The organism is Microbacterium sp. NPDC055442, from assembly GCF_053644215.1.
This window is the reverse complement of sequence record NZ_JBSHLF010000001.1, coordinates 477,981-491,338: the sequence shown is the minus strand read 5'-3', so window position 1 is coordinate 491,338 and position 13,358 is coordinate 477,981. Positions and strand designations below refer to the sequence as shown.

Below are 13,358 nucleotides of genomic sequence, written 5' to 3'. Positions count from 1 at the left end.
CGCCACCTTAGCTCAGACGGCAGAGCGATTCACTCGTAATGAATAGGTCAAGGGTTCGATTCCCTTAGGTGGCTCCGAGAGCGAAGGCCCTCGATCCGGTGGGAACACGGGGTCGAGGGCCTTCGTCGTCGTTCGGAGTGCTCCACTAGCCTGAGATCGTGAACGAGCGCGCGATAGATGCCATCGCCGAGATCTTCACGTGGGTCGGCTTCGGGGCAGCGGTCGTGCTGGCTCTTGCGACCCTCGTCGTCTGGCTCGCCGACGGCTCGTGGTCACTCACTCAGGTCGTCCTCGCCGACGAGCAGGGTCAGCGGAGTGCTCGATGGTTCGGCAGCAGCGGACGAGTCGGACACGCGTGGCTGACCCCCGACCAGCAGGTCGCGCTCGACGGCCGCGACACGGCAGAGGTCTACGTTCGTGTCGGCAGTGATGACCGGGTGCGCCTCACGAAAGGGTCGCCCACGGTGCGGTTTCTGGGATGGCTCACGGTCGGGTTCTTCGCCCTCGGCGTGGTCGCGACGGCGGCATCCATCGTCTTTTTGATGTCCCGGTGAACACGCGTCGGCATTTTGCTAGATAAGCTAGCTATATGTCTTCGCCCCATCATGCGAAATTCTCTCCGTCACGTTGGCTCCGCATCGGTATTCCGGTGCTTCTCGTCCTTCTCTGGACCGTCGGTGGGGCGATAGGCGGTCCCTACTTCGGCAAGGTCGACGAAGTCTCCACGAACGACCGGTCCAGCTTCCTTCCCAGCAGCGCCGATGCTACGCAGGTCAACGAGCGCCTCTCGGAGTTCCTGGGCGGGGACACCATCCCGGCCGTCGTGATCGTCGAGTCGAACGAGGCGCTCACCGACGACCAGTTCGCCGATCTGCAGACGCTCGCCGACGACATCGCCGCGCTCAGCGGCGTGCAGGACGAGATCTCGCCGCCGATCCCCTCCGAAGACGGGGATGCTGCGCAGATCTTCGTGCCGATCGACTCGTCCGCCGACATCGGTGAGACCGTCGCCGAGATGCGCGCGGTCCTGGCCGAGGGCCTGCCCGACGGCCTCGAAGGATGGGTGACCGGGCCGGCCGGCTTCACCGCCGACCTCGTCGAGGGCTTCCTCGGCATCGACGGACTGCTGCTCGCGGTGGCGCTCATCGCCGTCTTCATCATCCTCATCATCGTCTACCGTTCGCCGCTGCTTCCGGTCGTCGTGCTCTTGACGAGCGTGTTCGCGCTGTGCGTCGCGCTGCTCACGGTGTGGTGGCTCGCGTTCGCCGGCATCGTCGTGCTGAACGGCCAGGTGCAAGGCATTCTGTTCATCCTCGTGATCGGCGCGGCCACGGACTATGCGCTGCTCTATGTCGCGAGGTATCGAGAAGCCGTTGCCGAGGGTGCGAAGCGATGGGATGCCACGATCCGAGCCTGGCGCGGCGCCTGGGAGCCGATCCTCGCTTCGGGTGGAACGGTCATCGCCGGGCTCATGTGCCTGTTGCTGTCCGACCTCGCCACGAACCGCGCGCTCGGTCCGATCGCCTCGATCGGCATCGCGTTCTCGATGCTGTCCGCGCTCACGTTCCTTCCCGCCTTGCTCGCGCTCATCGGTCGAGCGGCCTTCTGGCCGTTCGCGCCGAAGGAGGCTCTCGTGATGGTTCCCGACGATCTCAGCAAGCCCGTCAAGGGGATCTGGCCGCGTCAGGCGCGCTTCGTCGCTCGCCATGCGCGGATCGTGTGGATCGTGTCGACGCTCGTGTTGCTCGCCGGTGCTTTCGGCCTGACGCAGCTCAAGGCCGACGGCGTCGCCTCGAGCGACCTCGTGCTGGGTGAGTCGCAGGCTCGAGACGGTCAGGTCGCGCTCGCAGAGCACTTCCCGGCAGGATCGGGGAGCCCCGTATACGTCATCGCGCCCGACGGCGACCTCGCCGAAGTGATCGGACTGCTCGAAGACAACGCGGGCATCGACTCGGTCTCGGCGGCGTCGGAGGATTCGCCGACCGGACAGGCGTCGGTCTCGCTCGAGGACGGCGAGGTCGTCTTCGCCGCGGCGGGCCCTCCCGGCACGCCCGTGCCGGAGCCGACGATTGCCGGCGGCGATGTGCTCATCATCGCGACGCTCACCGATTCGGCTGACTCGGTCGAGGCTGAAGACACCGTCCGCGAGATCCGCGTCGCGCTGAACGACGCGCTCGGAGAGGGTGCCGCCGTCGTCGGAGGCGAGACCGCGACAGACATCGACACGAACGACACGTCGATTCGCGACCGGACGCTCATCATCCCCGTGATCCTGTTGGTCGTGCTGGGGATCCTGATCCTGCTGCTGCGGTCGATCCTGGCGCCCGTGCTGCTCATGGCCACGGTGGTGCTGTCGTTCGGTACGGCGCTGGGTGTCAGTGCGCTCGTCTTCAACGGCATCTTCGACTTCCCCGGCGCGGATCCGGCGGTGCCGCTGTTCGGATTCGTGTTCCTGGTCGCCCTCGGGATCGACTACAACATCTTCTTGATGTCGAGGGTGCGCGAGGAGTCTCTCGTGCATGGGACACGGCGAGGCATCCTGCGCGGGCTGGTGGCGACCGGTGGCGTCATCACCTCAGCCGGGCTCGTGCTCGCGGCGACGTTCGCGGCGCTCGGGGTCATCCCGATCCTGTTCCTCGCGCAGATCGCGTTCATCGTGGCATTCGGTGTGCTGATCGACACCTTCATCGTGCGCTCGCTGCTCGTGCCCGCCCTGTCGTACGACATCGGGCCGGCGATCTGGTGGCCGTCGAAGCTGTCGCGCAAGCCGGAGCCCGTGGGCGTCGGCGGGTCGGGAGCAGCGTCGGTCGATGCCGAGCAGGCGGGTGACGAACTCGTGGGCGATGACGGGCATGCCCTGACACGCGAGGAGTACCGGCGTACGCTCGACTCATGAGCAAGGCGCTGTTCATCGTCGACGTTCAGAACGACTTCACGGAGGGAGGCGCCCTCGGCGTGACCGGTGGTGACGCCGTCGCCGAGGGCATCTCCCGACATCTCGCCGCACACGCGGGGGAGTACGCCCTGATCGTCGCCTCGCGCGATTGGCACGATGCCGACAGCGACAACGGGGGTCACTTCGGAGCCGAACCCGACTTCGTCGACTCGTGGCCGGTGCACTGCGTGGCGGACACGGCGGGTGCGGACTATGACCCCGGGCTGACGACGGATGCTGTCACCCACCACGTCAAGAAGGGGCAGGGCCGCCCGGCCTACAGCCTTTTCGAGGGCGAGACCGAGGACGGCCACACCGTCGCGCGGTTGCTGGAGGAGCACGGTGTGCTCGAGGTGGATGTCACGGGGATCGCGACGGATCACTGCGTGCGGGCCTCTGCGCTGGACGCGATCGCCGTCGGGCGCCGCGTACGGATCTTCACCGATCTCGTCGCGGGCGTCGCGCCGGAATCGACCGAAGCCGCGCTCGCGGAGCTTGCGCACGCGGGGGCTGAGCTCGCCGAATCGGGCGCGTGACGCGCGGGCCGGCGCGCTCAGCGGCTGGTCTTCGGGAGGCTCGGGGGTCGGCTCTCGGCAGGCTCGGGGAGCGACCCTTCGGCAGCTCGGGGAGCGACCCTTCGGCGGGTTCAGGGGCCGACCCTTCGGCAGGCTCAGGGGCCGGCCGTTCGGCAGGCTGAGGGGCCGACCCTTCGGCAGGCTCAGGGGCCGACCCTTCGGCAGGCTCGGGGGCCGACCCTTCGGCAGGCTCGGGGGCCGACCCTTCGGCAGGCTCGGGGACCGACCCTTCGGCAGGCTCGGGGGTCGTGCGTTAGAAGGGGGCGGGTTCGTTGTTCGGGTGGAAGGTGGGGGTGCGTCGTTCGGGTTCGACGAGGTATTTTCGGCCGGTGGGTGAGGTCCACTCGATGGTCCCGTTGCACCTCTGGGTGAGGGCCCATCGGCCGTGGTGCTTGATGGTGTGGTGGCCGGTGCATAGGGGGGCGAGGTTGGTCAGGGCGGTGGTTCCGCCGTGTTCCCAAGCGATGGAGTGGTCGATCTGGCATCGCCAGGCGGGGATCCCGCATCCGGGGGCCATGCAGCGGTCCGCTCGCCACGCGGCCAGCTTCCGCAGTGATTTCGGGGGCCGGTATTGCCGGCGACCGACGGAGAGCACCATGCCCGTCTCGGGGTGGGTGAGGACCCGCATCCACCCGTCCGCGCTCCCGCACAGTTCGCGTGCCCGCTCGATCGGGATCGGCCCGATTCCCTCCACGGTCGCCGGGACGCTGTCCTCCCCGGTGCCCAGCAGCGCCAACGCCGGGACGGTCACCACGACGGTGGGCCGGATCCCGCGGGCACTGTCGGGGTGGGTGGTGGTGTCCCCGTCGATGAGGAGGTCGCACAGCGCATCGGCGCGGCGCTCATCCAGGGACCGGTCATCGTTATCACCGCCCAGGGTCTTGGCGATCGCGGTGACCCGCCCGTGGATGGCGTGGGCCTCGACGGCGGGAAGGTACGCGGTCAACCACGCCATCCCGTCATCAACGGTCTCCACACGCACATGCCGTTGCCGCAGCGCGACCGTGTGCCGTTCGGTCAACGTGGTGTGCCGGTCGGTTTCGATGAGGTCACGGAGTTTGCGGCGAAACACCCCCACCGGCTGTGTTTCGGCCAGGGTGACCGCGCGGGCGGTGAGGGCCTCACGCAGGACAAGGTCGAGGGGATCGAGCAGGTCCACCAGCACCGCGGCATGCTGCTCGCTGATCCGGGCAGCCCCCAGAGAGGTCAACGCGGCCGGGTACCGGTGCACCAGGGCATCGGCACGGACCATGAGGCGCTCGGCGGCATGCTCGGTGATCCGCAACGCCGCGGCCAGCTCCAGACGCACCGAACGCTCCGCGACCCCGGCAAGACCGGCACCATACTGCGCAGCATCCGACATCGCCGCCACCCGCAACCGATCGATCACCACATAGCGCTCCGCGGTGAACACCGCGACCATCCCATCGACCTCGACCACCCGATCCACCCGATCCAGATGTACGAGCTCGGCTTCATCTTCCATGCGCCAACACTAGAACACACCTCCGACATCGGTCTGCGTCGAACCAAGCGGCAGGTGCATCCGGGGCGTTCGTCCGGGGGCCGTGTCGAAGCCCTCGACTATTCGCCGCCGGCCGCTTCGATGATCTCCCGCATGACCTCGATCGAGATCTCGTCGCGCTCACCGTCGACCCATTCGTGCACGGCGAAGGGCACCCCGAGTCCCTGCAGGTAGTCGAGGGCTTTCTCGAGCCGGGGCACGACGTGGATGTGGTCGTTGCCGAACAGGGCGGCGGTGTAGACCGGCTCGCCGTCGCGGATCGCTCGTCGCAGCTCGACGGTCGAACGCCCCGTGAGACGGTACAACGATTTCAGGATCTCGCTGCCGAAGTCGGGGGTGCCGACGATGGTCAGCGAGAGCGCGTTCTGGGGCATGTTCACGTGTCCATCACAGCACGTGCTGCCGTGCGCCGTGAGTCCAAACGGTCTCGCTGCGTCCCATTGTGTGCTCGCCGTGCCCGCAGGGCCGACAAGATCGCGACGAGATCGACGATCTCTTGCAGGAGGGCACCTGCCACCGCGGGCAGGTAGCCGAATGCGGCAACGAGCATCAGGCCGACCGAGATGATGATGCCCATCCAGATCGACTGCAACGCGATGTGCACGGTTCGGCGTGAGACATGGACGACGTCCGCCACGCGCGCGATCTCGTTGGAGGTGATCACCGCCGCTGCTGACTCGCTCGCGACGGTCGCCCCTCGGCCCGCCATGGCGATACCCACGTCAGCGGCTGCCAGCACGGGGGCATCATTGATCCCATCGCCGACCATGAGCACGGGCCGCGGTCGCATGGCCTGGATGATCTCGACCTTGGTCTGTGGCGTCGTCTCAGCGTGAACCGAGTCGATGCCCACCGTATGAGCGACGGACTCCGCCGTCGCCGCGACATCGCCGGTCACCATCGCGATCTCTGTCACACCGCCGTCGCGAAGACGAGACACGGTCTCTGCCGCGTGCGGTCGAATCGGGTCGGACAAGATGATGACCCCCGCCAGTTCGGCTCCCACCGACACGTACACGGCGGTCTCCCCGGCCTGCAGCGTGGGGCGGACGACCGGCCCGGCGACCTCCTCGATGAACGCCGGTTTCCCGACGCGCACCACGCTGCCGTCGGCCAGGGAAGCGAGCACACCGTTCGTCGCCACCTCGTCGGCGTCCGCCACTTCAGGCAGATCGAGCTGCTGTGCTTTCGCCGCTGCCACGATCGGGTCAGCGAACACGTGCACGGAGTACTGCTCAGCGGCAGCTGCGAGCCGAAGCGTCTCGCGCGCCGTGTGGGATGCCGGGTGGATATCCACCACGTCTGCATTGCCTTGCGTCAGCGTGCCGGTCTTGTCGAACGCGGCCGAACGGACTCGGGCGAGCACCTCTAGGACTCCACCGTCTTTGATGATGACGTTCAGCTTTGCGGCCGAGCTCATGCCGCCCATGAATGCGACCGGGGTGGCGATGAGCAGCGGGCACGGTGTCGCCACCACGAGCACTTCGGCGAATCGCACCGGGTCCCCGCTGAGGAACCAGGCGATGCCCGCGATGAGCAGCGAGACGATGGTGAACGGGACCGCGTACCGGTCGGCGAGCCGCACCATCGGCGCGCGGGAGTCCACGGCTTCTTCGACCAGTCGCACGATCGAGGCGTAGTTCGAGTCGGCCGCCACCTTCTGCGCGCGCATCGTGAAACTCGCGGTGCCGTTCACCGTGCCTGAGAGCACGGGGTCCCCCGAGCGATAGCTCACCGGGATCGGCTCACCCGTCACCGACGATTCATCGATCGTGGCGTGATCGGACAACAGCACCCCGTCAACGGGGAGGATCTCCGAGGAGCGCACCAGCAGCTCGTCGCCGACCTCGACCTCTTCGACCGCGACGCGTGCGACTTCGCCGGTGCGGGGGTCGATTCGCCCTGCGAACGCGGGGGCTCGGTTCAGCAGCTGGTCCAGTTCACGGCTTGCGCGGCGCGCGGCCAGGTCTTCCAGTGCTTCGCCTCCTGTGAGCATCAACGCGATGATGAGCCCCGCGACATACTCCTGCACCGCAAGGGTGGCGATCATGGCGATGACCGCGAGGATGTCGAGCCCCCATCGCCCGCGCATCAGATGGCGGACCATGTCGACCGCAGTGATGGCGATCACGATGCCGAGCACCAGGTAGGCGGTGACGGCGAGCGCTGTCGTCAGGCCGGCCACCCAGAGCACCACCCCGGTGGTCAATCCGATCATCACGAAGATCATGAGCTTGCGACTGCGCAGGAACGCCAGTGTCAGTGAAGCTGCACGCGGCGATTCTCGGGTGGGCGGGCTGACGGTCTGTGCGGGCACGGAAACGCCCTCAGTCCTTCTTCGTGAGCGTGGACAGTGCGCTGAGCGCCGTCACGTCAGAGATCGTGATCGGACCCCGATCCTGCTGCGAGATCACACCGGCGTCGGTGAGTCTGCGAAGCTGCCGGCTGAGCGACTCCGGGGTGGTGGACAGAAGCGAGGCGATGTCCTTCTTCGCCAGGGGCAGTGTGACCTCGATGGTGCCTCGCGGCCCTGGCTTCGCAGGTAGCGACAGCAGGTAGTCCGCCAGGCGGGAACCGACATTCCCCGATATGACGGATGCGAGCCGTGCTTCCGTGTCATCCAAGCGCTTGCTCACCCCCTGCAGCATCCGCAGTCCGATACTCGGATGCTTCTCGACGAGGCGACCGAGGTCGGCATGACGAAAGACGCAGAGTTCGGTGCCCACGAGCGCTTGTGCTGAATGGTCCGGCGAAGCTCCGGTGAGGAACGCCGATTCTCCGATGAACTCCCCGGGACCGAGCACGCGAATCACCTGCTCGTGCCCCGCCGCACTCGTGCGGGAGACCTTGACCTCACCCGTGTGGACGACCATCAGCTGCGACACGTCGGAACCTGCCGCGTAGGCCTGCTCGCCAGCATCCAGTCGGAGCGTGCGTGCAAAAGCCGCGACCTCCACCTGCTGGGCATGGGTCAATCCGTGAAACAGCGGGACACGCGTCACACAGAGGTCCGGCTGTTCCTCATGCTCATCGGTTGATCCATTCACAGACATATCCGCCTTCTGCTCTCACCGGGATGAACTGCGTGCTGTCGTGCCTCTTGTGTGCTCAGAACGAGTCCGCGCAGATCGTGTGCGCTCGCTCTTGGGCATGGTCGTGGTTCCGCGGGTGTTTCGCAGTAGCCGCATCGCATTCAAGATCACGATGAGCACCGATCCCTCATGCACGAGCATGCCTACTGCCATCGTGACACCACCCGCGAAGACGCCGACGAGCAACACGATGACGGTGACGAGTGCAACCCAGATGTTCTGCCGCATCACGGTCACGGTGCGCTTGGCCAGTCCGATCGCCTCGGGCAGCTTCAAGAGGTTGTCGCCCATGAGCGCGATGTCGGCGGTCTCGACAGCCACGGCGGATCCGGCTGCGCCCATCGCCACCCCGATGTCGGCTGTGGCGAGCGCGGGGGCATCGTTCACGCCATCTCCCACCATCGCAACGGTGTGTCCGTCGCGTTGCAACCGCGCCACGGCGTCGAGTTTGTCTTCGGGGAGCAGCGATGCGTGGATCTCGTCGATCCCGACTGCGTGGCCGATGGCTTCGGCTACGAGCCGTGTGTCTCCCGTGAGCATCACGACTTTGTGCACACCGCTGGCGTGCAAGCGCCGGATCATCTCCGGCGCATCCTCGCGAATGGTGTCTGCGACACCGATCACTCCGAGCACCGCTTCATCGACCGCGACGATCATCGGGGTCTTGCCTGCGGTGGCGAGTTCGTTCGCCGCCGCACGTGCCCCCGCCTCGGTGGGCACACCGTATTGCGCGAGCAGCGGGGCATTGCCGATGAGCACCCTCCGGCCCTCGACGTCGGCCACGATCCCCTTCCCGACGACCGGTGTGACCGAGCCCGGGACGCCCTCGGGCGCGACCCCTTCATCTCGCGCACTGTCGAGAATCGGGCGGGCGAGTGGATGCTCGGACCCGGCCTCTGCGGCGGCAGCCCATCGCAGCACCTCCGCTCGATCCGCGGAAGGGTCGAGCACGATGATGTCGGTGAGTTCCGGGCGGCCCTCGGTGAGTGTGCCCGTCTTGTCGACCGCGACGGCCGAGATCTTGGCGGACGTCTCGAGGTATTCGCCACCCTTGATGAGAATGCCGTTGCGTGCCGAACGGCCGATGCCGGCCACGATCGCCACCGGAATCGAGATCACGAGGGCGCCGGGGCAGCCGATCACGAGCAGCGTCAGTGCAAGCACGACGTCGCCCGAGATGAGGCCGGCCGCAAGCGCCAGCACCACGACGGCCGGGGTGTACCACTTCGAGAAGCGGTCGATGAACGCCTGCGTCTTCGCTTTCGCATCCTGCGCCTCTTCGACGCGGTGGATGATGCGCGCAAGCGTCGTGTCCGCACCGATGCCCGTCGCCAACACCTGCAAGAACCCGCCCCGCGAGATCGTGCCCGCGAACACATGGTCCGATCTGGTCTTTTCCACCGGAATCGACTCACCCGTGATCGAGGCCTCGTCGATTGCTCCCGTTCCCGACACCACCTGCCCGTCGACGGGAACCTTCGCCCCGTTCTTGACGAGCACGATCTCGCCCATGCGCACCTGATGCGCTGCGACCTCGACCTGGTCTCCGTCGCGCATGACGACCGCCACGTCGGGCGCGACCGCGACGAGCTCAGCGAGCGCGGCACGGGTCTTGTTCATCGTGCCCGCCTCGAGCGCGTGACCGATCGCGAAGAGGAAGGTCACGGCGGCAGCTTCCCAGAAGTTGCCGATGAGTGTCGCGCCGATCGCCGCGATCGATACCAGCAGGTCGATGCTGATGAACTTCACCAGCAGCGCACGCACAGCCTTCACGACGATGCCGTAGCCCGCGACGACCGCGGCCGCGAGCATGAATGCGTTCGCGAGCGTGAATACGTGGCCGGAGCCGTGGGCATGCTCACCCGCGTCGATCCACCACTGCGGGCTCAGGGTCGTGTTCCAGGCGCCGCCCAGCAGATTCTCGATGCCGAACGAGACGAGGATGAGAAGACCCGAAACAGCCGGAATGAACCAGTTGCCGTACCGCCATTTGCGCAGCGCGTTCACGAGTGTGCCGCCTTTCGACGCGGGGATGACATGTGTGGAAGGCTGTTCGGTCAGAACGCAGAGGCCTTCGACGTGTAGCCGGCCTTGTCGACAGCCGCGATCAGATCCTCGACCGTGCTCTTCGTCTCGTCATGGTCGATTTCCACGCGCCCCGACGCGAAGTGCACCGTCACGTTCTCGACGCCGTCGAGCCTGCCGATCTGCTTCTCGATCTTGGTGACGCACGACGGGCACGAGAAGCCTTCCGCACGCAGAAGAGTGTGGGTGGTTTGCGTCATGTCCGTCATGATTGTTCCTCTCGTCTGGCCCCGGCTCGGGGTGTGACCAGGGAATTATCCTGGTCTTCGATGCCTAGGCTACGGGGTGGGCAGAGGGTGCGCCTTGACGTCGATCAAGTCACGACGACCGGCACGCGAACCGACATGCGGAACGGAAAACGCCGCGATCCCCTCGAGGGTGGGATCGCGGCGATCGAAGAAGAGTGGGCCCCGTGGGGCTCGAACCCACGACCCGCGGATTAAAAGTCCGATGCTCTACCGACTGAGCTAGAGGCCCGTGACCTCCAGCCTACTTCGCCGACAGGCCCTTCCGCGCACGACGAAGCCGCCGGCGAGGACTCTCCAGGCGCACCGGCGGCTTCATCGCCCGGCCGCACCCACGCGGCCGGATGCTCGTCACTCAGCGGGCGGCATCAGCACCGCGTCGATGAGGTACACGGTCGCGTTCGCGGTCTGGACGCCGCCGCAGATCACGTTGGCGTCGTTGACCATCCACATGTCGCCTTCGCCCGTCACCTCGACGTCGGCGCCCTGCACGGTCGTGTGCATGCCGGCGATGTCGGCAGGTTCGATCTGGCCCGGAACCACGTGATACGTGAGGATCGACGACAGCATCTCGGAGTCGGTCTTGAGAGTCTCGATCGTTGCCGCGTCGATCATCGCGAACGCGTCGTCGACGGGCGCGAACACCGTGAACTCGTCGCCGTTGAGCGTGTCGACGAGGTCGACCTCGGGGTTGAGCTGGCCGCTGACGGCCGAGACGAGCGTCGTCAGCATGGGATTGTTGGATGCCGCCACCGCGACCGGATCCATCGACATTCCTTCGATCGACCCATCGCCGGAGGGCACGGCCTCGGCGTAATCGGCACAGCCGGGGCCGACGAGGTTGGCGGCGGGGTCCATCTCCATCGCCGGCGCGGACTCCTCCATCGTGGGCGTCGACATCTCTTCGGCCGGTTCGGCCGTGTCGCCGCCCATCGCACAACCCGACAGGGCGATCGCCGCACCGAACGCGAACGCGAGGCCCGCCGAGATCTTCTTCTTGCTGCTGAGCATGACATCCTCCATGTGTCTGATCCCGCCGCCGGTAGGCGACGTACATGAAGTGTTCGCAGCCCTGCGCGCATCGGATGGGACGAATTCCTCCGCGGCGTCTGAGTGCATTCACCCAATCCGAACGCGCACCGAGAGCGAACAAGCCCCGAACAGGGGAGAGGCATGTCGCTCATCATCATCGGTCTGCTCGGGGGACTGATCACGGGCATCTCGCCGTGCATCCTGCCGGTGCTGCCGGTCATCTTCCTCACCGGCGGCGCTCAGTCGGCGCGCTTCGACGGCGAGCCCATCCCGGCATCCCGGTGGAGGCCGTACTTCGTGATCGCGGGACTCGTCACGAGCTTCACCCTCGTGACGCTCGTCGGCTCGCTGATCCTCGGCGCGCTCGGCCTCCCGCAGGACGTCCTGCGCTGGATCGGTATCGCCGCTCTCGTGCTGATCGGCACGGGCCTGCTCGTCCCGCGGATCGAGCAGCTGCTCGAGAAGCCCTTCCAGAAGCTTGCGCGCCGCACCGAAGTGCGCAACCGCGGCAACGGGTACGGTGTCGGACTCGCCCTCGGCGCCGTCTTCGTGCCGTGCGCCGGCCCCGTGCTGGCGGCCATCATCGTCGCGGGCTCGACGGGACGGATCGGCCTCGACACCGTCGCCCTCACGATCTCGTTCGCGATCGGGGTCGCTGTGCCGCTCCTCTTCTTCGCGCTCGCCGGCCGGGGCCTGATCGAGCGCATCCGTGCCTTCCGCTCCCGTGAGCGCGGTTTGCGCATCGCGGCCGGCGTCGCGATGCTGGCGCTCGCCGTCGGCCTCGTCTTCAACGTGCCGCAGCTTTTGCAGCGACTCGTGCCCGACTACACGGCGGGCATCCAGCGCGAGCTCACCGACAACCCCGACGCGCGACGTGCACTCGACCTCGGCGGGCTCGTCACCGACGAGAACAGAGACCTCGACCGGTGCTCGAACGGCGCGACCGAACTGGAGTCGTGCGGCACGGCCCCCGGCATCCGGGGAATCGAGACCTGGCTCAACACGCCCGGCGGCGCGGCGGTCGACCTCGACGACCTGCGTGGAGAGGTCGTGCTGATCGACTTCTGGGCGTACTCGTGCATCAACTGTCAGCGCAGCATCCCTCACGTCGTCGCGTGGGACGACGCGTATCGCGACGCGGGACTGCGGGTCGTCGGCATCCACTCGCCCGAGTACGCGTTCGAGAAGGATGCCGCCAACGTTGCGGCAGGCGCAGAGGATTTCGGCATCAGCTACCCGGTCGGCCTCGACAACGACCTGTCGACGTGGACCAACTACCGCAACCGGTACTGGCCGGCCCACTACCTGATCGACGCCGAGGGAACCGTGCGCCACATCGCGTTCGGCGAGGGCAACTACGCCGCGACCGAGCAGCTCATCCGCGAGTTGCTGACCCAGGCCGATCCCGGTGTCGAACTGCCCGCGTCGACCGACGTCGAGGATGCGACGCCCGAGAGCGGCGCACTCACGCGAGAGACGTTCCTCGGCTCGTCGAAGGACGTCAACTTCGCCGGACCCGCGCCCTACCGCGCGGGCGAGGGCACGTACGGCCTGCCCGACGCGCAGCCGGCGGACTCATTCGCGCTCGACGGCGACTGGCGGATCGAGACGCAGTACGCGACGCCCGCGACGGCTTCGGGTGGCAGCATCCGGCTGGACTTCCGAGCGAGTGATGTGCGGATGGTGCTCGCGGGCGAGGGCGAGGTGCGCGTCCGCCTCGACGGCGGGGCGGTGCGCGTCGTCGAGGTGGCGGGCACGCCGCGCTCGTATGCCGTCGTCGAGGGCGCGGACGGCGACCGAGCCGTGCTCGACCTCGAGGTGTCGGCGGGAGTGCAGGCGTACTCCTTCACCTTCGGATGACGCAACCGG

At 67.2% G+C, this 13,358-nt stretch carries 11 protein-coding genes and 2 tRNA genes; 5 read left to right on the top strand and 8 right to left on the bottom strand.

Features of this window, described 5'->3' with window-relative positions; genetic code table 11:
* Position 1: 1 nt before the first annotated feature.
* The 4 genes from ACWIBS_RS02405 to ACWIBS_RS02390 all read left to right on the top strand — a co-directional run bounded on the left by ACWIBS_RS02405 (position 2) and on the right by ACWIBS_RS02390 (position 3,471).
* Positions 2-74, top strand: a tRNA-Thr gene (locus ACWIBS_RS02405).
* A gap of 84 nt (positions 75-158) precedes the next feature.
* A complete protein-coding gene (locus ACWIBS_RS02400) occupies positions 159-554 on the top strand; it encodes a hypothetical protein (protein WP_376128559.1) in 396 nt (131 codons plus the stop codon).
* A 35-nt stretch (positions 555-589) separates the two neighbouring features.
* Positions 590-2,896: an MMPL family transporter gene (locus ACWIBS_RS02395; RefSeq protein ID WP_376128561.1), complete on the top strand. Its 2,307-nt coding sequence runs from the start codon at positions 590-592 to the stop codon at positions 2,894-2,896.
* Positions 2,893-3,471, top strand: coding sequence for an isochorismatase family protein (locus ACWIBS_RS02390; protein ID WP_376128563.1), 579 nt, complete (start codon positions 2,893-2,895; stop codon positions 3,469-3,471). The genes ACWIBS_RS02395 and ACWIBS_RS02390 overlap by 4 nt, the downstream gene beginning before the upstream one ends.
* Positions 3,472-3,763: 292 nt before the next feature.
* Here ACWIBS_RS02390 and ACWIBS_RS02385 read toward each other — a convergent pair whose 3' ends face one another.
* The 8 genes from ACWIBS_RS02385 to ACWIBS_RS02350 form a co-directional block, all read right to left on the bottom strand.
* On the bottom strand, positions 3,764-4,996 hold the full coding sequence (locus tag ACWIBS_RS02385; RefSeq protein WP_376128564.1) for an HNH endonuclease signature motif containing protein: 1,233 nt from the start codon (positions 4,994-4,996) through the stop codon (positions 3,764-3,766).
* 98 nt (positions 4,997-5,094) lie between these two features.
* Positions 5,095-5,409 carry a hypothetical protein gene (locus ACWIBS_RS02380; protein ID WP_376128653.1) on the bottom strand — a complete coding sequence of 105 codons (315 nt, stop codon included), beginning with the start codon at positions 5,407-5,409 and terminating at the stop codon, positions 5,095-5,097.
* Between the two features lie 2 nt (positions 5,410-5,411).
* Complete coding sequence (locus ACWIBS_RS02375; protein ID WP_376128566.1) at positions 5,412-7,352, bottom strand: heavy metal translocating P-type ATPase; 1,941 nt, start codon at positions 7,350-7,352, stop codon at positions 5,412-5,414.
* A 10-nt stretch (positions 7,353-7,362) separates the two neighbouring features.
* Positions 7,363-8,088, bottom strand: coding sequence for a Crp/Fnr family transcriptional regulator (locus tag ACWIBS_RS02370; RefSeq protein ID WP_376128568.1), 726 nt, complete (start codon positions 8,086-8,088; stop codon positions 7,363-7,365).
* Between the two features lie 15 nt (positions 8,089-8,103).
* Positions 8,104-10,134 carry a heavy metal translocating P-type ATPase gene (locus ACWIBS_RS02365; protein ID WP_376128570.1) on the bottom strand — a complete coding sequence of 677 codons (2,031 nt, stop codon included), beginning with the start codon at positions 10,132-10,134 and terminating at the stop codon, positions 8,104-8,106.
* A 50-nt stretch (positions 10,135-10,184) separates the two neighbouring features.
* The gene (locus ACWIBS_RS02360; protein WP_376128572.1) at positions 10,185-10,421 is read right to left on the bottom strand and encodes a heavy-metal-associated domain-containing protein; all 237 of its coding nucleotides are present in this window, start codon (positions 10,419-10,421) and stop codon (positions 10,185-10,187) included.
* Positions 10,422-10,616: 195 nt separating this feature from the next.
* Positions 10,617-10,689 (bottom strand) — tRNA-Lys (locus tag ACWIBS_RS02355).
* A 119-nt stretch (positions 10,690-10,808) separates the two neighbouring features.
* The gene (locus ACWIBS_RS02350; protein ID WP_376128574.1) at positions 10,809-11,468 is read right to left on the bottom strand and encodes a fasciclin domain-containing protein; all 660 of its coding nucleotides are present in this window, start codon (positions 11,466-11,468) and stop codon (positions 10,809-10,811) included.
* Between the two features lie 162 nt (positions 11,469-11,630).
* On the opposite strand from ACWIBS_RS02350, the gene ACWIBS_RS02345 reads away from it, so the two are divergent.
* Positions 11,631-13,349 (top strand): cytochrome c biogenesis protein CcdA, encoded by a 1,719-nt coding sequence (locus tag ACWIBS_RS02345; RefSeq protein WP_376128576.1) that lies wholly within the window; start codon positions 11,631-11,633, stop codon positions 13,347-13,349.
* The last annotated feature ends 9 nt before the right edge of the window (positions 13,350-13,358 follow it).

Coding starts and splice junctions, on each gene's coding strand:
- ACWIBS_RS02380 (WP_376128653.1), bottom strand. CDS start 5,409: ATGCCCCAGAACGCGCTCTCGCTGACCATCGTCGGCACCCCCGACTTC.
- ACWIBS_RS02370 (WP_376128568.1), bottom strand. CDS start 8,088: ATGTCTGTGAATGGATCAACCGATGAGCATGAGGAACAGCCGGACCTC.
- ACWIBS_RS02350 (WP_376128574.1), bottom strand. CDS start 11,468: ATGCTCAGCAGCAAGAAGAAGATCTCGGCGGGCCTCGCGTTCGCGTTC.
- ACWIBS_RS02345 (WP_376128576.1), top strand. CDS start 11,631: ATGTCGCTCATCATCATCGGTCTGCTCGGGGGACTGATCACGGGCATC.
- ACWIBS_RS02390 (WP_376128563.1), top strand. CDS start 2,893: ATGAGCAAGGCGCTGTTCATCGTCGACGTTCAGAACGACTTCACGGAG.
- ACWIBS_RS02360 (WP_376128572.1), bottom strand. CDS start 10,421: ATGACGGACATGACGCAAACCACCCACACTCTTCTGCGTGCGGAAGGC.
- ACWIBS_RS02385 (WP_376128564.1), bottom strand. CDS start 4,996: ATGGAAGATGAAGCCGAGCTCGTACATCTGGATCGGGTGGATCGGGTG.
- ACWIBS_RS02395 (WP_376128561.1), top strand. CDS start 590: ATGTCTTCGCCCCATCATGCGAAATTCTCTCCGTCACGTTGGCTCCGC.